This window comes from Pseudomonas sp. ok266, from assembly GCF_900110195.1.
In the GTDB taxonomy this organism is placed as follows: domain Bacteria; phylum Pseudomonadota; class Gammaproteobacteria; order Pseudomonadales; family Pseudomonadaceae; genus Aquipseudomonas; species Aquipseudomonas neuropathica.
On record NZ_FOCU01000013.1, the window covers coordinates 81,634 to 104,017 of the forward strand.

22 protein-coding genes and 1 tRNA gene are annotated in these 22,384 nt (G+C 58.4%); 5 read left to right on the plus strand and 18 right to left on the minus strand.

Annotation, left to right across the window (positions count from 1 at the left end; genetic code table 11):
• From BMY54_RS23280 to BMY54_RS23305, 6 genes are all read right to left on the minus strand, one after another.
• The gene (locus BMY54_RS23280) at window positions 1-366 is read right to left on the minus strand and encodes a 5-carboxymethyl-2-hydroxymuconate Delta-isomerase (protein WP_093438263.1); all 366 of its coding nucleotides are present in this window, start codon (window positions 364-366) and stop codon (window positions 1-3) included.
• A 187-nt stretch (window positions 367-553) separates the two neighbouring features.
• Window positions 554-1,474: a LysR substrate-binding domain-containing protein gene (locus BMY54_RS23285; protein ID WP_093438267.1), complete on the minus strand. Its 921-nt coding sequence runs from the start codon at window positions 1,472-1,474 to the stop codon at window positions 554-556.
• A 73-nt stretch (window positions 1,475-1,547) separates the two neighbouring features.
• Window positions 1,548-3,644, minus strand: coding sequence for a DUF6311 domain-containing protein (locus tag BMY54_RS23290; protein WP_093438271.1), 2,097 nt, complete (start codon window positions 3,642-3,644; stop codon window positions 1,548-1,550).
• Window positions 3,641-4,027, minus strand: a complete 387-nt coding sequence (locus BMY54_RS23295) for a GtrA family protein (RefSeq protein ID WP_093438275.1) — start codon at window positions 4,025-4,027, stop codon at window positions 3,641-3,643. Before BMY54_RS23295 ends, BMY54_RS23290 begins: the two co-directional genes overlap by 4 nt.
• The gene (locus BMY54_RS23300; RefSeq protein ID WP_093438280.1) at window positions 4,024-4,734 is read right to left on the minus strand and encodes a class I SAM-dependent methyltransferase; all 711 of its coding nucleotides are present in this window, start codon (window positions 4,732-4,734) and stop codon (window positions 4,024-4,026) included. The genes BMY54_RS23295 and BMY54_RS23300 overlap by 4 nt, the downstream gene beginning before the upstream one ends.
• 3 nt (window positions 4,735-4,737) lie before the next feature.
• Entirely contained in the window at window positions 4,738-5,703 is a 966-nt protein-coding gene (locus tag BMY54_RS23305; protein ID WP_093438283.1) for a glycosyltransferase family 2 protein, read from the minus strand.
• A 276-nt stretch (window positions 5,704-5,979) separates the two neighbouring features.
• Between BMY54_RS23305 and BMY54_RS23310 the strand changes: the two genes are divergently transcribed.
• A complete protein-coding gene (locus tag BMY54_RS23310) occupies window positions 5,980-6,171 on the plus strand; it encodes a YegP family protein (protein ID WP_093438287.1) in 192 nt (63 codons plus the stop codon).
• Between the two features lie 117 nt (window positions 6,172-6,288).
• Here the strand turns inward: BMY54_RS23310 and BMY54_RS23315 are convergent, their stop codons facing one another.
• From BMY54_RS23315 to dapA, 6 genes are all read right to left on the minus strand, one after another.
• Window positions 6,289-9,789 carry a glycosyltransferase gene (locus tag BMY54_RS23315; RefSeq protein ID WP_093438292.1) on the minus strand — a complete coding sequence of 1,167 codons (3,501 nt, stop codon included), beginning with the start codon at window positions 9,787-9,789 and terminating at the stop codon, window positions 6,289-6,291.
• A 377-nt stretch (window positions 9,790-10,166) separates the two neighbouring features.
• Window positions 10,167-10,256, minus strand: a tRNA-Ser gene (locus BMY54_RS23320).
• Between the two features lie 83 nt (window positions 10,257-10,339).
• Window positions 10,340-11,053 carry a phosphoribosylaminoimidazolesuccinocarboxamide synthase gene (gene purC / locus BMY54_RS23325; RefSeq protein ID WP_093438296.1) on the minus strand — a complete coding sequence of 238 codons (714 nt, stop codon included), beginning with the start codon at window positions 11,051-11,053 and terminating at the stop codon, window positions 10,340-10,342.
• A gap of 28 nt (window positions 11,054-11,081) precedes the next feature.
• Complete coding sequence (locus BMY54_RS23330; RefSeq protein ID WP_093438300.1) at window positions 11,082-11,843, minus strand: MBL fold metallo-hydrolase; 762 nt, start codon at window positions 11,841-11,843, stop codon at window positions 11,082-11,084.
• 6 nt (window positions 11,844-11,849) lie between these two features.
• Window positions 11,850-12,965, minus strand: a complete 1,116-nt coding sequence (gene bamC, locus BMY54_RS23335; RefSeq protein ID WP_093438304.1) for an outer membrane protein assembly factor BamC — start codon at window positions 12,963-12,965, stop codon at window positions 11,850-11,852.
• Window positions 12,966-12,982: 17 nt separating this feature from the next.
• Complete coding sequence (dapA, locus tag BMY54_RS23340; RefSeq protein ID WP_093438308.1) at window positions 12,983-13,861, minus strand: 4-hydroxy-tetrahydrodipicolinate synthase; 879 nt, start codon at window positions 13,859-13,861, stop codon at window positions 12,983-12,985.
• A gap of 330 nt (window positions 13,862-14,191) precedes the next feature.
• Here dapA and BMY54_RS23350 point away from each other — a divergent pair, with 330 nt between their 5' ends.
• Window positions 14,192-14,752, plus strand: coding sequence for a glycine cleavage system transcriptional repressor (locus BMY54_RS23350; RefSeq protein ID WP_034153153.1), 561 nt, complete (start codon window positions 14,192-14,194; stop codon window positions 14,750-14,752).
• A 10-nt stretch (window positions 14,753-14,762) separates the two neighbouring features.
• Window positions 14,763-15,236: a peroxiredoxin gene (locus BMY54_RS23355; RefSeq protein WP_093438315.1), complete on the plus strand. Its 474-nt coding sequence runs from the start codon at window positions 14,763-14,765 to the stop codon at window positions 15,234-15,236.
• A 138-nt stretch (window positions 15,237-15,374) separates the two neighbouring features.
• Here BMY54_RS23355 and BMY54_RS23360 read toward each other — a convergent pair whose 3' ends face one another.
• Both BMY54_RS23360 and BMY54_RS23365 read right to left on the minus strand, forming a co-directional pair.
• On the minus strand, window positions 15,375-16,445 hold the full coding sequence (locus BMY54_RS23360; protein ID WP_093438320.1) for an AI-2E family transporter: 1,071 nt from the start codon (window positions 16,443-16,445) through the stop codon (window positions 15,375-15,377).
• 31 nt (window positions 16,446-16,476) lie between these two features.
• On the minus strand, window positions 16,477-16,716 hold the full coding sequence (locus tag BMY54_RS23365; RefSeq protein ID WP_007911399.1) for a sulfurtransferase TusA family protein: 240 nt from the start codon (window positions 16,714-16,716) through the stop codon (window positions 16,477-16,479).
• Window positions 16,717-16,814: 98 nt separating this feature from the next.
• On the opposite strand from BMY54_RS23365, the gene BMY54_RS23370 reads away from it, so the two are divergent.
• Complete coding sequence (locus BMY54_RS23370) at window positions 16,815-18,248, plus strand: M48 family metalloprotease (protein ID WP_034153149.1); 1,434 nt, start codon at window positions 16,815-16,817, stop codon at window positions 18,246-18,248.
• A gap of 81 nt (window positions 18,249-18,329) precedes the next feature.
• Here BMY54_RS23370 and BMY54_RS23375 read toward each other — a convergent pair whose 3' ends face one another.
• Complete coding sequence (locus BMY54_RS23375; RefSeq protein WP_093438324.1) at window positions 18,330-19,760, minus strand: DegQ family serine endoprotease; 1,431 nt, start codon at window positions 19,758-19,760, stop codon at window positions 18,330-18,332.
• A 34-nt stretch (window positions 19,761-19,794) separates the two neighbouring features.
• On the opposite strand from BMY54_RS23375, the gene BMY54_RS30665 reads away from it, so the two are divergent.
• A complete protein-coding gene (locus tag BMY54_RS30665; RefSeq protein WP_175559653.1) occupies window positions 19,795-19,956 on the plus strand; it encodes a hypothetical protein in 162 nt (53 codons plus the stop codon).
• A 14-nt stretch (window positions 19,957-19,970) separates the two neighbouring features.
• On the opposite strand, the gene BMY54_RS23380 is transcribed toward BMY54_RS30665, so the two are convergent.
• The 3 genes from BMY54_RS23380 to rpoE are packed head-to-tail and all read right to left on the minus strand — an operon-like array spanning window position 19,971 to window position 22,144.
• The gene (locus tag BMY54_RS23380; RefSeq protein WP_093438329.1) at window positions 19,971-20,936 is read right to left on the minus strand and encodes a MucB/RseB C-terminal domain-containing protein; all 966 of its coding nucleotides are present in this window, start codon (window positions 20,934-20,936) and stop codon (window positions 19,971-19,973) included.
• 8 nt (window positions 20,937-20,944) lie between these two features.
• The gene (locus BMY54_RS23385) at window positions 20,945-21,532 is read right to left on the minus strand and encodes a sigma-E factor negative regulatory protein (RefSeq protein ID WP_034153146.1); all 588 of its coding nucleotides are present in this window, start codon (window positions 21,530-21,532) and stop codon (window positions 20,945-20,947) included.
• 30 nt (window positions 21,533-21,562) lie between these two features.
• Window positions 21,563-22,144 (minus strand): RNA polymerase sigma factor RpoE/AlgU, encoded by a 582-nt coding sequence (rpoE, locus tag BMY54_RS23390; RefSeq protein ID WP_003172477.1) that lies wholly within the window; start codon window positions 22,142-22,144, stop codon window positions 21,563-21,565.
• Window positions 22,145-22,384: the final 240 nt, after the last annotated feature.

Genomic DNA, 22,384 nt, shown 5'->3' on the forward strand with positions numbered 1-22,384 from the left:
CTACACACCAATCGCGGTTTTGCTGTAGGACTCGCGATCCATGTCGACCAGTTCGACACACAACTGCACCTCGACACCGGCCGGCCATTCGCACAGGTCCTGCAAGACTGCCAACAGGCTCTCTGACAACTGCTTCTTGATCTGCGGCGAACGCCCGCTGAGCAGCGCCAGCTTCACATAGACGAAGGCGCGCTCGGCCATGGCGGTTCCGACCTTGAAGGTCTCGACTTTCACCGCACGACTTTTGATATCGAACTCCGCCGCGAACTGACCAGAGCCCACCAGGGTGTTGTTGAGCCGCATCAACGCGACATCGGCGTTCAACTGCGGCAGGTTGGCGGTGTATTCCATGTGCAGGTGTGGCATTGCAGGTCCCCAGTCAGTTGGCAGAAAGGTCGTACATATAGCACAGCTCTGCCCTACCTTCCCGGGGACTTTCACATATCAATGTGGGAGCGAGCTTGCTCACGAATGCGATCGTTCAGCGACACTTAAGGTGCCTGATACACCGCTTTCGCGAGCAAGCTCGCTCCCACAAAGTGTGTGTTATGGCTCAGGATGGCGTCAGTGGCCGCTCGCTCATGAACTGCTCCAGCCTGGAGCGCAACCAGCGCTCCGCCGGATCGCTGTCGACGTGGCTGAGCCAGACCATCGACAAATCCAGCGTCGGTGTTTTAAACGGAAACGGCTCCTTAAACAGCAATCCGGAAGTGGCCATGGCTGCCGCCGCGTAATCCGGCAGACTGGCAATCAAGTCAGTGCCCGCCAGCAGCGCCGGCAACGCGCTGTATTGCGGCACCGACAGCACCACTTGGCGAGTACGACCGAGTTCGGCCAGCCACTCATCAGCAAAACCACTGACGTTGGCCGTGTGCGAAACCAGTACATGGGGGCGCGCGCAATATTCATCCAGCGTCAGCGGTGTATCGCTGGCGTCGGCGCGCAGGATGCTCGGCTGGATGTGCCGCAGCAATTTGCGCTTGGCATTGGCCGGCAAGCCTCGGGTCTGGCTGATGCCGACCGTGATGTCGCCCGCCGCGAGCAGATCGGGGATGCGCCAGTAATCGACGTGTTGCACCACAAACACCACGTTCGGCGCTTCCTGGCGCAGCGCACGCAACAGCGGCGGCAACAGGCCGAATTCGACGTCATCGGACAGACCGATGCGAAACGTCATGGTGCTCACGGCCGGATCGAAATCGCGGGTCAGGCTCAGCGCCACCGACAGCGAATCCAGCGCAGGTTTGAGATGGCGGAAAATATCTTCGGCGCGGGCGGTCGGTTCCATGCGGTGACCGACGCGGATGAACAGCGGATCATTGAGCATGGTGCGCAAGCGATTGAGCGCCGAGCTGATGGTCGGCTGGCCGAGAAACAGCTTCTCGGCCGCCCGGGTCACGTTGCGTTCGAGCATCAAGGTCTCGAACACCACCATCAGGTTGATGTCAGCCTTGCGTAGTTCATTGCGGTTCATCCATTGCCCCCTGCCCCCCGGAATACCGGCAGTGTAGAAAGGCCGGGGCCCCGGCGTCCATCACCACGCTGCGTCAGTTCACCGTCAGGCGTTTCAAGCCCAGCGCCATGACCCGTGAATCGTCATTGATGCCCAGTTGTTCAGGGCTGATGGCGTCGGGCAATTGCAGCTCGATCGTCAGGCGATCATTGTCTGCCAGATGCTGACGGATCGCAGGACTGATAGGGATCTCCAGATGATTATCCTGATGTTGCACCAGCCGCGTGCTCAGTACCTGCTCGCCATTCAAACTGACAATCACTCGCTGCGCCGGGTGTTGCGGCAAAACGAATGCCATGACCTCCAGCGCAATCGAACGCGCCTCGGGTGACACCCGCAAGTCGACCTGCGCCTGCTGCCCCGCCGACCATGTACCCCAGTTTTCCGGGGTCGACCAACCGCTGGTCAACTGCCGGGCGGAGTAGTTGAAGATCAGCGCCTGACCGGGACGCATCAGTGCCAGCGATGACATTCGGCGTCCTTCATCAGGCACGCTCAGGCACTGCGAACAACGCTTCCAGCCCGGCGCCAGCACCACCAGGCCATCCACTCGGGTCAGCAGATCCGTTTCACTGTTGACGTATCTGGCGGCATCGGCCAGCACGGAGTCGTCGAGGATGTACAACGAGTCGGCATCGTATTGCCCTGATTCGAGCATGTGCTGCGTTTTCTGCCGAGCCTGATCCAGCGCTGTTGAACTCATGCGTCCCAGATAGACCGCGTCGGTTTTCAGACCATGGGTCGCAGCGAAATCGGCAATCACTTGCCAGCGTTCGGACTGATTCTGTGGCATCAGACTGCGCACGTTCGGGTAATGCGCCGCCGCACTCACCCAGAATGGATCACGCATCGGCGTTGGCCATTCTGCGGCGGGCGTCATCATTTTGCTGTTGCGCAAGCCCATCCAGCCGTTGCGCGTGTCGACAATCTGTATCGTCAATGCCAGTGCCAACAACGCGACAACGATACGTGGCCGGTAACCGCGTACAAGCAGGAACATCACCATCAGGATGAGCGCGTATAACACGGGCCAGAACATCCGCCCCGACGCGCGAAAAATATTGGCCAGTTTGAGGGCGATTTTCGGCAGCGGATAGCTGAACGTGTGCGCGCCGACACCGATCTGGTTCGATAGCGCAAACAACGATAAACCGATCAACGCCAGCAACAGCCAAGGGCGAACGCGAAGCTCATCCTTCAGCGGCTGGCGATTTCTCAGCAAGGCAATCAGCGCCAACGGCACCAGCAACAGCACACCCAGCCCCGGATAATTAAAGCCTTCGTAATCGCCGCTGGCTTTTGGCAGATCCGGCAAGATGAACGACCAGCCCGCTGGGTCGAGTGGCGACAACAGGTTCATCCGGTACAACCCGAAACCGCCGGATTGCCCGCCGTCGGCAATGGCGAAGTAACCGGCCTGCCAGCAACACACACTCACCACGGCAAACAGCGAAACGCCTTCAAGCAGCCCCTGACGCCGAGTCAGTTGTTGGCTGAAAGTTTTGCCGAGCAGATCTGCTACCCAGATCAGCGCCACCATCGCCAGCAGGTACGCATGCACCATCGCCGTCACCGCCAGTAACGCGCCCCAGGCCAGGCGTCGTCGAGACAGGTTCGGCAACAACGCGAGGTACAGCGCCGCCAGAATCAGAAAATGCCCGGACAGGGAAAGGTGTCCGCCCATGCGTAGAAACATCGGCGGTGAAACCACCAGCAAACCGGTACCCAGCAAACGAATCAGCGGATTGCCGGTCATCAGCCCCAGCAGTTTCCAGGCGAACCAGGCTTGCAGCACGAAACACGCCAGCAGCCACAGACCGAAATACTGGAAGGTCGCCGGCAACCACGCATTGAACGGTTTGAACAGCAACGCCAGCAGCGGATTGGAGTCGGAAAAGATGATTGAACTGCCCAGCTCCAGACCATAGGAAGGGTTGAGTCCGAGCGGAAAGGTCCAGGGTGAATGGCGAAAATATTCCCAGCCCAGATAATGCGTCGCCGGATCGCCCTGCTCCAGCCAGGCAATGTTTTGCGGATCCAGCGCTTGCGGCCCGATCACACAGAAAAATGCCAGAACGCCGAGCAGTAAAGGCAACACGCCCAGCGCAGGATGGTTTGGTGAAGCCTTCATCGATAAGTCCAGAAATTGTGCAAGACAAAGGTGAACGCTGGAATCGTCAGTGCCACCGCAACGATGCCCAGCAGATAGTGCAGCCCGGCCATCTGCGCCACCCAGGCGACCAGCATCGCCAATAGAAACCCGCACGCCGACACCAGCAGAAAACGCAGTAACGTTCTGCCATGCAAACGTGCCGAGAAACTCCAGGTGGTATTGATCACGTAGGACATCACCGTCGCCACGATGAACGCCACGCCGTTGGCCAGCGGCGGTTGCGCAGTAATGAAGTTGATGAACAGCACCGCCACCAGCGCATGCAGAGCCGTGACAAACAAACCGGTCACAGCAAAGCGCAAACCGCGCTGGAGCAGCGCTGACTTTTCGGTTGAGGTCACGGTTTTTGCGCCAACACGAACACACTCAAACCGGCCAGACGGTTGATGCCCATCAACGGCAGTTCAAGACTGCATAGCGTCTTGAGAACACCGTTCACTAGCGGATGATGACGCTTGAGTTGCGAACGCGGCGGCTGGGCTTGCGCGCCTTGCGGCAGCAAGCGCAACGCCGCCGCAATCGGAAACACCGCGCCGAAATAATAGGCACCGCGCTGCACCGTCAAACCGGCATCACGCGCCAGGGTTTCGAACTGCGCCAGGGTGTAACGGCGCTTGTGCTCAAGAAAGTCATCGTGGCCACTCCACAAGAACTGGAATGCCGGTACCGTCATCAGAAACCGGCTGCCCGATGGCACTTTGTCGACGTACATCTTGAGCAGACCGAGGTCATCATCGACATGCTCCAGCACGTCCATCAGCAACACCAGATCGGCCTCGATGGTTTCGATCCCGCGACGGTAGTGCACCGGTTTGCCGGCGGTGGTCGCGCTGGAGTCGGCGGGGTAGCTGATATCCACGCACCATGCTTCGCGTGCATCGGTGTGCGTCAGCAAATGGTGGGAGAAAAATCCCGAGCCGGCACCGACATCGAGGATTCGGCTGATGGGTGCATTTCCCAGCAAACGCCGGGTGGCGGCGGCTTTGGAGCAGTAATACCAGTGCTCGTTGATGGCGTCGCCGAGGATGTCGGTTTCCTTGAGATCCATGTGTCAGTCCTTGGGGTCATAGACGCGACGCACCAGAAAAACCGGCCGGCGTTTGGATTCGATATACGTGCGGCCCAGGTACTCACCGAGCACACCGATGCCGATCAATTGCAGTCCACCGAGAAAGGTCACGGCCACCATCAGCGAGGCATAACCGGGCATGTCGATACCGTGAATCAGCGTGCGTAGGACAATGAATATGGCGAAGGCAAATGACACCAGCGACACCAGTGCGCCGACATACGTCCAGATCCGCAACGGTTCAGTGCTGAAACTGGTGATGCCTTCCAGCGCGAAGTTCCACAGGCGCCAGCCATTGAACTTGCTCTGCCCCGCCACGCGCTCCGGGCGCTCGTAATCGACGTGAGTGGTGCGAAAGCCGACCCAGGCGAACAGGCCTTTCATGAAGCGCCGGGACTCCGGCAGGGTCAGCAAGGCATCAACCACGCAGCGATCCATCAGACGAAAATCGCCGACATTCTCGGGCAAAGGCTGTTCAGCGATCTTGTTGTGCAGGCGGTAAAACCAGTGCGCTGATGTCTGCTTGGCCCAGGTGTCGCTGCGACGGCTGATGCGGTGACCGAGCACCACTTCAAAACCTTCTCGCCAACGCTCGATCATCTGCACAATGACCTCGGGCGGGTCCTGCAGATCAGCGTCGATCGGCACCACGATTTGCCCGGTCGCGATCTGCAAACCGGCGGACAACGCTGCTTCTTTACCGAAGTTGCGACTCAAATCGACGATACGCAGACGCGCATCGTCCCGCTGATGTTCGAGCAGGCGCTCAAGCGTGGCATCGGTACTGCCGTCGTTGACGAATACCAGTTCAAGGTCGATCAACGCCTGCGTCTGAAAGACTTCATTGATGCGCCGCAGAAACGTGTCGAGGCTGTCCTCTTCGTTAAAAACGGGGACCACCAGCGATAACGTCACCCGCCCGGCCTGTTGCGTTCCGTGCTCAGTCAAAGGAGTGCTCTTCTTATAGTGTTTGTCGGTCGCCGAACGATATTCGACGCCATGAGCCGTCCCGTATTAAGCAGCAGCGTCGACGGTGTTGCAAGGATCAGACGGCGTCATTTTGGCCAATCCACAGGCCTATTGCTGCGCTCTAGCCCGCGTCCTTCAGAAACATCCGCGAACGATTGGAAACAAATGTCCGATAGCCAAAAAAGCCGTCTGCGCTAGGCTTGCGACCATGCGCCACAGCGGCTGTCGCACAATGAATCGCATGGAGCGAACTGAATGTATTTCGAGATTTACAGGCAATCCAGAGGCACCCCGAGCACCGGCAAAGGACAATGGCGCTGGAGACTGAGAGCGGGTAACCACGAGACCATCGCCAGTGGCGAGTCGTATGTGAACAAGGCGGATTGCATGCATGTGATCGGGCTGATCAAGGCTGTGCGGGGGGAGACGCCGGTCAAGGAGATCTAGCCGCTCTGCACGATCCTGCAGATATGAAAAAGCCCCACAGCTTTAAGGCTGTGAGGCTTTTTTTCGGGCTTGTATCGAAAGACATTGAAGAAGCAGCGCGCAACGCTGGCCTCTTGTTCAGTCCGCCAGCCAGGCGTTTCGCCATGCCAACAGATGTTCGTCCTTGAGCATCCACTGATTGAGTACAACGCTGCGCAGGGCGTCTCCAGCCTTGGCGCTGGCATCGGGCTCAGCCAGATGTTCGCGAATAGCGGCAATCCAGTCTTGCGAACGGTTCCTGACCCTCGTCACCGGGAAATCACCCCGATAACAAGGGATGTCCGAACAGATCACGGGGAAACCACAGGCGCCATATTCCAACAAGCGCAAATTGCTTTTGCAGGCGTTGAAAAAGTTGTCTTTCAGAGGTGCCAAAGCCAGGTCGAGGTTCAGCTCAGCCAGTCTTTGCGGGTATTTTTCGATACTCACCCCCCTATGGAACTCATGGACATAGGGACGCAGTACTGGTGGGCACATCCCCATGAATACCCATTCAACTTCTCCTTCCAGCGCACGAACCACTTCGGCAAGGACTTGCAGGTCGGCGCTGTGACTCGAGCCGCCGGCCCAGCCAACCCGAGGCTTGCGGCCTTGTTGGCGCTGGCTGGTCAGGTCGCTCCACCAATGGCTCGGCAGACGGTTTTCCATCACCCGGATGTCGGCATTGAAGCCCTTCAGCGCATTGGCCAGCGGCTCGGTAGACACCACCAACCGATCGCACAGCCCTACGGCTTTCTTCAAGCGTTTGGAGATGTCTTTGGGCAGCAATTCGTGGTTCAAGTTGCCAGCGGGCACGTCAAGAATATAGTCATCCAGCTCGTAAATCTTGAACGCCCTGGAGAATGCCTTGGTGTCCTGCATGTACTCCAGATGAGGCGTTGTGTGCTGTCCCTGGAAAATGATCGTGTCCGGCGCAATGCGCTCCAGTTCTGTCGGTTGCAGTCCCTCGTCGCTCACCGTTCCGCCGATCAGTTGCGCAGCTTTCAGGGCAGCGAAAGGCTGACGCACGCGGTAGTGTCCGCTGCCGAAAGAGTCGAGAGGGTGGCACAGCACATGAGGCAACTCACGACTGGCAAACGGGTGCCAATCAGTGTCGGTACGGTATTTGGAGGAAAAGCCACTGCCCTCCAGGGTCAGGTTGCGGTTGTAGGCCGGATCGTTGGCGATTTGCGCAAGCCAACGCTGGTACATCACCGACTGTTCGCCCTTGAACCGTTTGCGCTTGGCTTCTTCCTTGGTCGTGTCGACGTTGTTCTGGCTCACACTGGCTTCGTGAACGAGCAGCGCATAGGGCGTCCAGACAATCAGCCGTCCAGCCTGGCCGACTTTCAGGCACAGATCCACATCGTTAAAGGAAACGGCCAGGCCGACCTCGTCCATCCCCCCCACTTGCTGGTACAGCTCGGTGCTGATCATCAGGCAGGCGGCGGTGACCGCGCTGTAATTCTGATCAAGATGCAAGCGGTGAAGGTAGCCGTTGGACTGCATTGAATCGCCGATAAACGGGTGGTCTGCAACACCACGCAACCCGAGTACCACACCTGCATGCTGAACAGTCCCGTCGAGGAATAACAGTTTGGCGCCCACTATCCCCACTTCCGGCCGCTGGGCGTGATGGAGCAGTGCACCAAGCCAGTCGCCATCAATGATCGCCGTGTCATTGTTGAGCAGCACCAGGTAATCGCCGCGGGCATGACTGGCCGCAAAATTATTGATCGCCGAAAAGTTGAACGGGTGCGGATAACGCAGGATGCGCACCTTGGGATTGTTCAACAGCTCCATACCGTTGAACCAGTCTCGCGCCTCGGCTGTTTCGCTGTTGTTGTCGACGATGATCAGTTCGTAATTCGTGTAGCTGGTTTTCTCCATGATGCTTTCGATGCAGCGCAGCAGCATCGGCAGGCAGTCCTTGGTGGGAATGAGGATCGACACCAGCGGCTGTTCCGCATGTTGGTAGACCACACGATTCGCCATTGGCAAAGGTCCGGCCAGCAGCTCATGCGCCACGCCCAGACGCTGCAAGTGCGCCCCGACGATGGCTGCCGAGTTCGCGATGACTTGCGGTTCACCGAGCCACTGAGGGAAATTGATGGCCTGATGCACCAGCACATCCGCGAGGTGCCCGACAGTGCCCAGACCGTGAGTTTCAATCAGCCGAAAAAGCAAATCATGGGGCGCCAGTTCGCTGAAGGCTGGATCAAAGCCGTCGGCAGACAGCGCGGCCTCGCGACTGAAAGCCAGTGCGCGGCCGACATAGGGATAACTGCGCAACATATCCAGATTCAAATCCGGCTTGAATACCGGACTCTGGCAGCCTTCAGCGGTCAGTGAGTCTTCATCGCTGTAGCATGCGCTGACACCGGGATTGAGCGCGATGCCTTCGGCGAGCAAAAGCAGCGCGTGGGGATCCAGTTCGTCTCCGCCACGCAACAGGTACCACCAGTCAACGTCGATCTCCTGTAACAGTTCATTGAGCTGGCTCGGCCACGATTCGGCCAACGGCAGCCAGACCAGATTATCGGCCGGCGTCACGCCTACAGGTTCGGCATTGGAGAGCACCACGATGGCCGCCGCCCGATAAAGCTGGCGGTCAATGCTTTCCAGGCTCGAACGCAACAGTCCGATATCACCCGTAGTGTCGGTCAACACCAACAACACGTCCGGTTGCCGCGGCCAGCTCGCCAGTCGCGCGGGCAAACCTTCGACCTCGACGGCGGCCAGTTGCCGACTCGCCAGCCAGCGCTGATAAAGGTCAATATTGCGCTGCTGCCGGCCAACATTCGCCAGAACGCCGAAAAAACGCTCTAACGTGTGTGCCAGGGTGCCGTCGAGCTGGCCACTTTCAACTTCGAAATCGCTGCCCGTCAGTTGAATCCGCTCCAAAGGCGCAAACACTTCAATGCGCGCAAAGAACATGGTGCCGGCAAAATAATCCGCTTCGTTGATGCCCTGCGGCTCAATACCGCCACGCTCGGCCAGGGTGACAAGCAACGCGCGGTTGCTTTCGCTGAGGAATCGGGTGACTGGCACCAGGTATCGCTGAGGACCCAGCATCGGCACATGCACCGGGTCGGCCAGGTGTTCCAGCGCTCGACTGAATCGTACCGGGTCCAGCAGATCATCGAATAGTTCAACGCCCCAATCGATCTCCCCGCCCAAGTGCAGCGAACGCTTGGTGTGCAGCTTGACCAGCATGCGGATGTTATCGGCACGCAAGAACGGCAGCACCCGCAGAAACGGCAAAACATCCCTGCCGTGATTCGGCACCCGGTATAGCGAAAAACTCAGTGTGCTGGCCGTCAGTTGAGCACAGATCTCATCTTCACGACCGGCTACGCAGGTTACGTAGAGGTGCAGGCGTTCAGTCTGTTTAATCAAACGACGCAGAATATCTTTCAGCACTTCGGGGTAATACGCATGGATAACCACGCCGACTGGCGGCTCGCCATCCTCGAACGCTGGCGGCTGCGCAACCAGCACTTCGCAGTCTTCGACGTGGGGTGCGGCGCTGCTGCCTGACTTGACGGACTGACGTTCAGAAACGCGGTGAGCACCTTGGGCTGATGGTGGAATTTTCATATTCAAACCAATTCAAATAGGGAGCGAGGCTGGAACTCGCTGGATGCGCCTTTCACGGCCGAGGTGAGCAAGTATCCACTTTAGTGAGAGCGCTGGCCTCATGACTGGACAGAGGATAAACGACGACAGGTGTGATTTGGCAGCCGATCGCTGGCCAATAATGACAGCCCCTACTCTGCGAGCGCGGCTTTAAATGGGTCGGTGAGTCCTGTGAACGTTGTGTCTCTAATGTCGGCAGAGGCTGTGTTTACTTAAATTGCCTCTCTGCGTAGGACCTCACCATGCACGACGCGCTTCAGCGCTATCGCCACGAATACTGGATTCGCAGAAACGAAAAAGCCCCGTAGATTTTCATCTACGGGGCTTTTTCTATGTAATGGCGGAGAGATAGGGATTCGAACCCTAGGTACCGGTGAAGGTACAACGGATTTCGAATCCGTCCCATTCGGCCACTCTGGCATCTCTCCAACGGCGCGCATCATAACAACACTTTTACCGAAAGCAAACCCTCTTTCGAAATTTTCTTCGTGCTATCAGATGCTTGCGTCGATTAAAGCGGTACACCCAGACGATTGGCGACTTCTTCGTAGGCTTCGATAACGTCACCGAGGCCCTGACGGAAGCGGTCTTTGTCCATCTTCTTCTTGGTGTCCTTGTCCCACAGACGGCAGCCGTCCGGGCTGAACTCGTCACCGAGGACGATGGAGCCGTCGCTGAACACGCCGAATTCAAGCTTGAAGTCGACCAGCAGCAGGCCGGCGTCATCGAACAGCTTGGTCAGGACTTCGTTGACCTTGAGCGACAGTTCTTTCATGCGCGCCAGTTGCTCGGCGGTGCCCCAACCGAAGGCCACGACGTGGGATTCGTTGATGAACGGGTCGCCCTTGGCGTCGTCCTTCAGGAACAGCTCGAAGGTGTACGGGTTGAGCTTCAGGCCTTCTTCAACGCCCAGACGCTTGACCAGGCTGCCAGCGGCGTAGTTACGCACGACGCACTCGACCGGGATCATGTCCAGCTTCTTGACCAGCACTTCGTTGTCGGCCAGCAGTTTGTCGAATTGGGTCGGTACGCCGGCCGCTTCGAGTTTCTGCATGATGAAGGCGTTGAACTTGTTGTTGACCATGCCTTTGCGGTCGAGCTGCTCGATGCGCTTGCCGTCGAACGCCGAGGTGTCGTTGCGAAACAGCAGGATCAAGCGGTCAGCGTCGTCGGTCTTGTAAACCGATTTGGCTTTGCCGCGGTAGAGTTCTTCACGTTTTTCCATGATGGGCTCCGCTTGCTAAGTAGGTGGGCTAGGCGATGTGGCGCCAGTCGAGCCCTGAATCTTGATCGGCCAGTTGCAGCCAGTCCGGGTCGCACCCGAGGGTGTCGACAAAACATTGCCGGGCCAGCTGCGGCAGGTTGTTCTTGCTGCTCAGATGGGCCAGGACCAGGTGTTGCAAGCCCTGCCAGCCCAACTCGGACACCAGGAATGCCGCCTGATGGTTGTTCAAATGTCCCAGCTCGCCGCCCACCCGCTGCTTGAGAAAGTACGGGTAATGACCACGGGCCAGCATGTCGCGACAATGGTTGGACTCGATCATCAATGCATCGAGGTCCCGATAACCATCCAGCACCCGCTCGCAGTAGGAACCCAGGTCGGTCAGCAGGCCGAAGCGCCGCTGCTGGTAATCACTGAAAACGTACTGGGTCGGTTCCTGCGCATCATGGGCCACGGCAATGACCCCGATGCTCAGTGCACCGATCTGCAGTTGCTCGCCGCCGGCCAGAAAGCCTGCGGGTTCAATCGGTTTGCGCATCCCGCGCAGTGTGCCGCGACTGAGGTAGACCGGTAGATTGTAGCGCCGAGACAGTAAACCCACGCCATGCACGTGGTCGGCATGTTCGTGGGTTACGAGTATCGCGCTCAGTTGCGCCGGGTTCACACCCAGGCGCAACAGGCGTTTTTCGGTTTCCCGCAGGGAAAAACCACAATCCACCAGCACATACGTATCAGCACTGGCGATCAGCGTGCCGTTCCCTTGGCTACCGCTGCCGAGAACGGCAAAACGCATGGTTGATCAGCCCAGGTTGTCCTGAATCACGCTCAACACTTTGCGTGCCACTTCAGCCGGCGCGACGGTGTTGATGTTTTTCTCGACGGTCACCTGAATGTTCTCGCCAACCTTGCTCAGGCGAACCTGATAACGCTCGGCACGGGCTTCAACTTCTTCCTTGCTCGGCGCACTGCCAAACAGGCTGCTGAAGAAACCAGGCTTGTCGTCTTTCTTCTCGGCTTTTTCGGCCAGGTTGATGTAGTACAGGCCCAGGCTACGGTTGATGTCTTCAACGCGCCATTCGCCTTGTTCCAGTGCACGGCCAACGCTCGACCAGGCACGATCCAGATCGTTACCGACGTTCAACACCGGGTTGCCGCTGCCGTCTTCGCTGAGGCTGACACGGCTTGGCGTATCGAAATCACGCGAGGCCAGCATCGACACCGAACCGCCCTTCTCGGAGATCCGGCTCATGCTCGCGAGCATGTCGTCGACCAGCGCTGCGTCCAGGCCAGTGTTGACCGAACGGTTGGTGAAGGCCACGTCGGCCGTGCTGCCGGCAGGACGCTCGGCGCTGACAACGTAGATTTCACTGGTGTTGCGCTGCACGCCCGGCTCGATCCGCACACGCACGCGGGTTTCGCTGTCGCTGGCGATGCCGGCTGCGCTCAGGCGCTTGGCCATGGCCGCGGACAGCTCGTCGGAATGCTGCCAGGTGGTGGTGAACTCGCCGGTCTGCGGGCGCTGTTCATCCAGACGGAAACCGTTGTCCTGGAAGAACTGCACCGCCACTGGCCAGACTTCGGCCGGTGGGTGCTGGGCCACAACCCAGCGAGAGTCACCGCTCTTCTGCAGCGAGTAATCGCTGGCATCGGCAACGGCCGACAGCGGCTGAGGACGCGGCACAATGTATTCGCCCTTCTCGGTGTCATCAGCAACGTTACGCGGGATCGGCAACAGCGGATCCAGACGCTTGGAAGTGCTGACTTCCGGTGGAAGTTGCATTGGTGCAGTCTGTTGCGCTTGCAGGTAATCGCTACCACGGTCGCGGAAATAACCTTCCGGCCCCCAGACCCATCCGCAGCCGCTGGTGCTGGAGATAATCAAGGCAAGTGCGGAAAGTCCGGCCATTCGCTTCATGCGTTGTACTTCCTCAATTAAACCAGGACGCTGCACTGGCGCAGGGCCGAGCGGAGCGTTTCGTGACAAGGTGTGCTCAGCCAGGTCAGTGGCAAGCGGATGCCTTCGTGCATCAGGCCCATTTCCACCAAAGCCCACTTCACCGGAATCGGGTTGGCTTCGATGAACAGGTCTTTGTGCAGTGGCATCAGTTTTTCGTTGATCGCCCGTGCGGTGTCGGCGTCGCCTTTGAGCGCAGCCTCGCACAGATCGGCCATTTCGCGCGGCGCGACGTTCGCCGTCACCGAGATGTTGCCTTTGCCGCCCAGCAGGATCAGCTCAACGGCGGTCGGATCATCGCCGGACAGCACGATGAAATCCTTGCTCACACCATCGATGATTGCTTTGGCACGCTTCAGGTCGCCGGTGGCTTCCTTGATACCGATGATGTTCGGCACGGTGGACAGGCGGATCACGGTCTCGGCTTGCATGTCGCAAGACGTGCGGCCAGGAACGTTGTAGAGAATCTGCGGAATGTCGACCGCTTCAGCGATGTGCTTGAAGTGCTGGTACAGACCTTCCTGAGTCGGCTTGTTGTAGTACGGAACCACCAGCAGGCAGGCGTCGGCACCGGCTTCCTTGGCGTTGCGGGTCAGCTCGACAGCTTCGCGGGTCGAGTTGGCGCCAGTGCCGGCGATGACCGGAATGCGCCCGGCAACCTGTTTGACTACGGCTTTGATGACGGCGATGTGTTCTTCTACATCAAGGGTTGCCGACTCGCCGGTAGTACCGACCGCGACAATGGCATGGGTGCCGTTCTTGAGATGGAAGTCCACGAGTTTGCTGAGGCTGTCCCAGTCAAGACGCCCTTGTGCATCCATGGGAGTGACCAGTGCCACCATACTGCCCGCAATCATGAAACCGCTCCTGCCGGAAAAAGAGAGCGGTAATGGTACTGGCGCCAAGATGCTTGCACAAGCGAAGTACTGCGCTGCCGCCATTCCCCTTGGCGCCGCTTTTCGCTACCCTTCAGACTTTGATCGGTACTGATCAGCTTGTACGCCGGGTTCCAGCCTCCCTTTACGGCCTCCCAGACCCCGTTCCTGCGTCGCATCGACGCGCTCCCGCTATAGTGGAGCGAGCCGCGAGCGCTTGCCGGGCCTCTTTGTACGGACAGCCAGAACAGGCACTCCCCGGTGGCCAACGCCCTTAAACCTACCGACCGCTCATCGCTTTAGGAATGCTGCATGTCCACCCCCACAGTTCGCGAACAATTCCTTGTCATCAGTGCCCTCGGCGCCAACCCCATGGAGCTGACTAACGTCCTGTGCCGCGCCAGCCATGAAAATCGCTGCGCCGTGGTTACTTCTCGCCTGACTCGCCACGGCGAGTGCAGCGCTTTGGTCCTCGAGGTCTCCGGCAGTTGGGATGCCCTCGCCCGCCTGGAAGGCAGCTTGCCGGGCCTGGCCAAGAAACACGCTTTCACCGCCAACGTGGTGCGCAGCGCGCCGCTGGAAAATCGTCCGCAGGCCCTGCCGTACGTGGCGTATGTCAGCTCGGCGTATCGCCCGGACATCATCAATGAGCTGTGCCAGTTCTTCATGGATCACAACGTCGAACTGGAAAACCTGACCTGCGACACGTATCAGGCGCCGCAGACCGGCGGCACCATGCTCAACGCCACATTTACCGTGACCCTGCCCGCCGGCACCCAGATCAGCTGGCTGCGCGACCAGTTCCTCGACTTCTCCGACGCGATGAACCTGGACGCACTGATCGAGCCTTGGCGCCCACAGAACCCAATGTAAGGAAACTTTCATGGCCGTTGTCATCGACCAACCGGTTGCCGATTTCGCAGCACCTGCCACCAGCGGGCAGACTGTCAGCCTGTCTGCCCTCAAGGGCAAGCAAGTGGTGATCTATTTCTATCCGAAGGACAGCACCCCGGGTTGCACCACAGAAGGCCAGGGCTTTCGTGATCAATACGCCGCATTCAAGGCCGCCAATACCGAGATTTTCGGTATCTCCCGCGACAGCCTGAAGTCCCACGAGAACTTCAAGTGCAAGCAGGAGTTTCCGTTCGAGCTGATCAGCGACAAGGACGAAGCCGTCTGCCAACTGTTCGATGTGATCAAGCTGAAGAAGCTGTACGGCAAGGAATACCTGGGCGTAGATCGCAGCACGTTTCTGATTGATAAGGACGGTGTGCTGCGTCAGGAATGGCGTGGCGTGAAAGTGCCGGGGCATGTGGATGCTGTTTTGGCAGCTGCGCAGGACTTGAATAAAGCCTGATGGCTTTGCGTCGCCCTCATTGACGCCTTCGCGAGCAAGCTCGCTCCCACATTGGACTTGTGAACGCCACAGATCCAGTGTGGGAGCGAGCTTGCTCGCGAATGGGCCCTGACTTCACCGAATAATCGGGATCAACCACTAGAGCAGTGGCGCCACCACCGGTTCCTTGCGCGGCCACGCATCCAGCACTGCCTTGAACAGGGTCGCCAGCGGGATCGCAAAGAACACGCCCCAAAAGCCCCACAACCCGCCAAACAACAGCACCGCACAGATGATTGCCACCGGGTGCAAATTGACCGCCTCCGAGAACAACAGCGGCACCAGCACATTGCCATCCAGTGTCTGAATGATCCCGTAGACCGCCATCAGATAAATGAACTGATCGCTCCAGCCCCACTGGAACAGCGCAATCAGCAGCACCGGCACGGTCACCACCACCGCGCCCACATACGGCACCACCACCGACACACCGACCAGCAACGCCAGCAGCGCCGCATAGTTGAGTCCGAGGGCGACAAACGCGATGTAGGTCACGCCGCCGCAAATCACGATTTCGATGACCTTGCCGCGAATATAGTTGGCGATCTGCCGGTTCATCTCCTGCGCAACCCGAGTGATCAGCGCGCGCTCACGCGGCAAGTAGCCACGCACCCACTCGCCGATCATGACCCGGTCCTTGAGGAAGAAGAACACCAGAATCGGCACCAGCACCAGGTAGATCATGATGTTCACCAGCAGCGGCAGACTCGACAGCGAGAACGTCAGCGCCCACTGGCCGAACTTGCCGATCTCGCCACGCGCCGCCTCGATCGCCTGCAACACTTGCTCATCGGACACCAGGTGCGGATAGCGTTCCGGCAGCAGCAACAGCAGCGACTGCCATTTGGCGAGCATGCCCGGCAACTCATTGAACAGGGTGATCAACTGATGCCAGAGCAACGGCAACACCACAAGGATAAACAGCATCAGCACGCCCATGAACAGCGCAAACACCAATCCTACCGCCACACCACCCGGCACGCGCAGACGCTCGATCGTGACCACCAGGCCCTGCATGAGATACGCCAGCACCATCCCCGCCAACACCGGCGCGAGCATGCCGCCGAGGGTGAGCACGGCCGTGAAGGCGAGAACCAGCAGCACCGCCAGCACCACCGCTTCCTCATCGGAGAAATAGCGCTGAATCCAGTCGCGTAACACTTTGAACATCAATAATCCTTAGATTGTAACGCTGTCGATTTCAGGCCTTTTTCAACCAGTAACGGTAAACACCTGCTTCGTCTTCTTCGCGCAGCAGCGTATGACCGGCCAATTTGGCAAAGGTGCGAAAGTCGCGTTGCGAGCCCGCATCGGTGGCGATCACCTTGAGGACGGCGCCACTCTGAAGCTTGTTCAGCTCCATTTTCGCCTTGAGCAACGGCAACGGACAATTCAGGCCACTGGCGTCCAGTTCCACGTCATGGGCTACAGCGTCAGTCATTGCGTCACTCCGGTTCAGGTCTTCGAGCTGCCTAGAATATCTGGTCGCAGCTTCGGTGTCCGGCTACAGTAAGGTCTTTGTCTTCTAAGGCTTTGTGCATGACTTTTCTGCGCCCTACCCTGCTGACGCTCGCTTGCCTGCTCGCCTCACCAGGCTTTGCCGACGATCTGCCGTCACTCGGCGACGCCAGTTCTGCCATTGTCTCGCCGCAACAGGAATACCAGCTTGGCCGCGCTTGGCTGGCGATGTTGCGCAGCCAGGTTTCACAGCTCAACGATCCGCAGCTCAAGGACTACGTCGAGTCCAGCGTCTATAAGCTGGTGGAGACCAGTCAAGTCACTGACCGACGTCTTGAATTCATTCTGATCAACAGCCCGCAGCTCAACGCCTTTGCGGCGCCGGGCGGCGTGGTCGGGGTCAACGGCGGTTTGTTCCTCAATGCGCAGACCGAAGGTGAATACGCTTCGGTACTGGCGCACGAACTGGCGCACTTGTCGCAACGCCACTTTGCGCGTGGCGTCGAGGCATCGCAACGAATGCAGGTGCCGATGATGGCCGCGCTGCTGGCCGGGATCGTCATCGCCGCAGCCGGTGGCGGTGACGCTGGTATTGCGACCATCGCCGGTACGCAGGCAGCGGCGATTCAGTCGCAACGTACCTTCTCCCGGCAGAACGAACAGGAAGCCGACCGCATCGGCATTCTCAATCTGGAGAAGGCCGGGTATGACCCGCGCTCGATGCCGACCATGTTCGAACGCCTGATGCGTCAATACCGTTTCGACGCCAAGCCACCGGAATTCCTGCTGACTCACCCGGTGACCGAATCGCGTATTGCCGACACCCGCAACCGTGCCGAACAGGCCAAACCGGGCGGCATTGAAGACTCCAAGCGCTATCAATTGATCCGCGCGCGCGTGCAGTTGATCTACGAAGAAACCCCGGGCCTGGGCGCCAAGCGTTTCCGTGCGCAGCTGGATGAAAACCCGAAGAACGATGTGGCGCGCTACGGTCTGGCGATTGCGCAGATCAAGGGTGGCCAGTTGAATGAAGCGCGCGAGAATCTCAAGCAATTGCTGGCGACGTCGCCGAACGAAATCATCTACAACCTTGCCCAAGTCGATCTGGACATCACCAATAATCGTTTGCCGGATGCACAGTCCCGTGTGGACCGGATGCTTACACAATATCCGGGCAACTATCCGCTGAATCAGGTTCGAGTGGATCTGCTGCTGAAACAGAATCGCGCGCCGGATGCCGAGAAGGCGCTGGAAGCATTACTCAAATCCCGCCCGGATGATCCGGATGTCTGGTATCAGGTCGCCGAAACCCGTGGCTTGTCGGGGAACATCATTGGCCTGCACCAGGCGCGGGCCGAGTATTTCGCGCTGGTTGGCGATTATCGCCAGGCGATCCAGCAACTCGATTTTGCCAAGCGCAAGGCGGGCAGCAACTTCCCGCTGTCTTCACGCATCGATGCCCGCCAGCGTGAGCTGATGGAACAGGAGCGGATGGTCAAGGACATGATGGGCTAAGCCTCCTGCCATCCAGACAAAGCTTCAGACATAAAAAAACCGCCTCTTTCGAGGCGGTTTCTTTTTTACCTTAGCGCTGGATTATTCAGCCAGTTTGAAGGTGATGAAGCTGGCACGACCTTGACGCAGAACGCGCATCGACACCGAACGGTTCTTCGGCAGTGCCTTGGCGATCTCGCCGAACTCCTTGGTGGAGCCGATGGCCTGGTTGTTCAGGTGCGTGATCACGTCACCTGGCTGCAGACCAATCAGCGCCGCAGGACCGTCCTGCACTTCCTTGATCACCACACCACCTTTGAGGTCGTAGGTTTTCTTCTGCTCGGCGGTCAGCTCGCCCACCGACACACCGAGGCGGTTGCTGGTGCTTTCAGTGCCGGACTTCGGCAGTGCATCCAGCTCTTTGTCTTCGTCAGGGATCGCGCCAACGGTCAGCTCGACATTCTTGCGCTTGCCTTCACGAATCACTTCCAGATTGGCTTTGGCGCCAGCTTTCAGTGCGCCGACCAGATGCGGCAGATCAGCAGACATGACGATCGGCTGACCGTTCATGCTCAGGATCACGTCGCCGACTTGCAGGCCGCCCTTGGCTGCCGGGCCGTCATCCTGAATCTGGGCAACCAGCGCGCCGGCCGGTTTATCCAGACCGAACGACTCGGCCAGATCCTTGTTCACTTCCTGAATGACCACGCCGAGCCAGCCACGGCTGACCTTGCCGCCGCTCTTCAGTTGGTTGGACACATCCATTGCCACGTCGATCGGGATCGCGAACGACACGCCCATGAAACCACCCGAACGGGTGTAGATCTGCGAGTTGATGCCGACCACTTCACCGTTCAGGTTGAACAGCGGACCACCGGAGTTGCCCGGGTTGATCGGCACGTCGGTCTGAATGAACGGCACGTAGTTTTCGTTCGGCAGGCTGCGGCCAACGGCGCTGACGATGCCTTGAGTCACGGTATGGTCGAAGCCAAACGGCGAACCGATTGCCACGACCCACTGACCGGCTTTCAAGTCCTGGGATTTGCCGAGTTTGAGCACCGGCAGATCCTTGCCTTCGATTTTCAGCAAAGCCACGTCGGAGCGTGGATCGGTGCCGATCAGCTTGGCTTTCATTTCACTGCGATCGGCGAGGCGGACGAGGATCTCGTCGGCATCGGCGATTACGTGGTTATTGGTCAGGATGTAGCCATCCGGGGAGATAATGAAGCCCGAACCCAGCGACTGCGCTTCACGCTGACGACCACCACCCGGCGAACGCTGCTGAGGCGGCATGCCGCGCTCGAAGAACTCGCGCAGCATCGGCGGCAGGCCTTCCAGATCAGGCATCTGCTGGTTCACTTTGCGATCCGGCAGTTTCTGCGTGGTACTGATGTTCACCACGGCTGGCGAAGCTTGTTCGACCAATTGGGTGAAGTCAGGCAGATCGGCCGCTTGCGCCGCAGGCACCGCCTGACCGAGCAACAGCACAGTGGCGAAAATGGAGAGATAGGATTTCAAACTTGGTATCGACATACAGCTCCCGTTACGACGAGCAGGGTTAAGCGATATGGAGCAAGGAACGCCGGAAACCACCGACCGGCATTTTTGTTCCGGCAACAACAAACAAGGCCAGAGCCGTGAGGCTCTGACCTATAAAAAATTTTCGGGGTATTTGCAAATGAAAATGCTCAGCAAACATTTCATCTACGTCTCGATGAAGACGTGGTAATGACTGAAATCAGCTCACTGCTTACTGGTTGCAGTGCCATCGGTATTTCGCATCGACAGAGCAATTCGTTCGGCAGTGCCAATTGGAATTTCACCAACCACGGTGACCATCATCTCGCCTTCAGGCGTTGTCAGGCGACGTGAAACGGCAACGGTTGGACCCAGTTGCGTGCGGGTGTCAGTGACGGTTGCGCCGTTCAAAGGCTCAAGGAAAACCGAAAAACGTGCCAAGCCGTCGTCGTACAGCAAACTGTTGACCTGAGTCTTGGTTTCCGGGTCCTTGTGCGAGGTGCTGCTGGTCAGTTCAAAACCCGGCGGCAGCCAGTCCGAATGCCAGACCTGAGCGGTCTTGACCGCCGAAGCCTTGTCGCTGTCGAGCGTTATCGCTTTACAGTCGGCATCAGCCTGCAAATCTTTGTCCGACGGGACTTCGTCAGTATCGAGACTGGTGAACTGGAAGCGTTCGAGCAACTGCCCCTTGTCGTTCAGCAGCAACGACTTCAGCGGCAAACCCGTTTTCTTGTCCAGATGCAATTCAAAACCGTAACGATGCTGATCGCGAGGCGTCAGCGATACAATCACTGCGTCTCGCCCAGCCACGCGCGATTTGCCGATGACGGCAAGGTCATACCAGTTTTTCAGCTTTTGCGGATCGAGAGGACGAGCGGCTGAGTTGGGGGAATCCCCCAGACCGGCAATCAGGGTGCCGCTGACGCATTGAGTGTGTCCATCAATGCGCACGACTTCCTGCGCCGAACCGTCGAGCTGGAGTAAACGCTCGCGAACCTGGCCATTCTGGACGCGATGCCAGATGTTATGGGTAGAAAAGCTACCGTTACGCTCGTATACGAAAGTGCCGTGAAAGCTTTGCTGCTGCTCGGCCTGGCCCAGACGGGTCAACCAGTCCTGGGCCTCATCAGCGTGGGCTGGAACTATGAACCAGCCACTGAGCAGAAGCGAAAGTAGAGGTATGGCGCGCATGATCCTCCTTAACGGTTTTCCAGACTTGCTGCACGTGCGTATGGCAACGCGCTTTCAGTGCCTTTCAGTGCGGCCTGTTGTGCGTGCTGACGCAGGTAGCCTGGCAGACGCTGATCATGCCAGCCTGGCTGACCTTGCAGTACGCCGTTGGCCATAGGGCCAGTGGCTTCCGAACTTTCACTATAGCCTGCCAGAACAGCCGGACCTTTGACCTGTGGGGTGGCCAGGGTTGGCTGATTGGATTGCTGAGCCAGTTCGACACCAGCGATTTCGTCCTGGTTGTACAGACGAACACCGGCCAGAACGGCAACAGTCACCGAGGCTGCAACAGCCAGACGGCCAAGATTGCGCCATGGGCTGCGAGATACTTTGGCCGGAGCCGTTTCGTCTTCCAGTGCAGCAGACACTGCCGCAGCGATATCCAGACGTGGAAGCAGCAGATCCTTGTGCATGGCTGCCCGAGCGATCTGGTAACGAGCCCAGGTCTCACGGGTATCCACATCATCCAGTGCATTGAGCACTCGACGCAATTCCAGTTCGTCCGCTTCGTTATCCATCACTGCGGACAGCGATTCCTGCAGGGCTTCACGACTCATGGCGTTCCTCTCTTGGCTGTCGCCGCTGTCTCAGTTTTCCTGCAACAACGGCTGCAGGGCTTTATCGATGGCCTCCCGGGCGCGGAAAATCCGGGAGCGCACGGTACCCACCGGACATTGCATGACGCTCGCAATGTCCTCGTAACTCAGACCATCGAATTCACGTAAAGTTAACGCAGTACGCAAATCCTCTGGCAGTTGCTGAATGGTTCGATGGACAGTGCCTTCGATCTCATCCCGCAGCAGTGCACGTTCTGGTGACTCGAGATCCTTGAGGCCATGATCGCCATCGTAGAACTCTGCATCTTCGGAACTTACATCGCTATCCGGCGGCCGGCGGCCGCGTGAAACCAGGTAATTCTTTGCCGTGTTAATGGCAATACGGTACAGCCACGTATAAAACGCACTGTCGCCGCGAAAGTTTCCAAGTGCTCGATACGCCTTGATAAAGGCTTCCTGAGCCACGTCCTGGGCTTCATGGGTGTCGTGCACAAAACGCACGATCAACCCGAGAATCTTGTGCTGATACTTCAGCACCAACAGATCGAAAGCTCGCTTGTCGCCGCGTTGAACGCGCTCGACCAGCTGCTGATCCTCTTCCTGGGTTAGCATGAACACTCCTCGATAAGCCCGAAGGAGACTTGCATAACTAAACGACCAGACTTGCAAACATAGACTCGGGCTTTTCGCAAAAGTTCTCCCCCTCCAGGCAAGTTTCCTGCGGGCTCTGATTTGGCACGCACGAAAAGCGCAGCTCGGGATAAACCGGCTGCGCGAATAATCTTGTCATCGGTTTCGCCGGCAGGAATCCAACCGCAGATTCCGCACTGAAGCCGACACTGTCCCTTATCT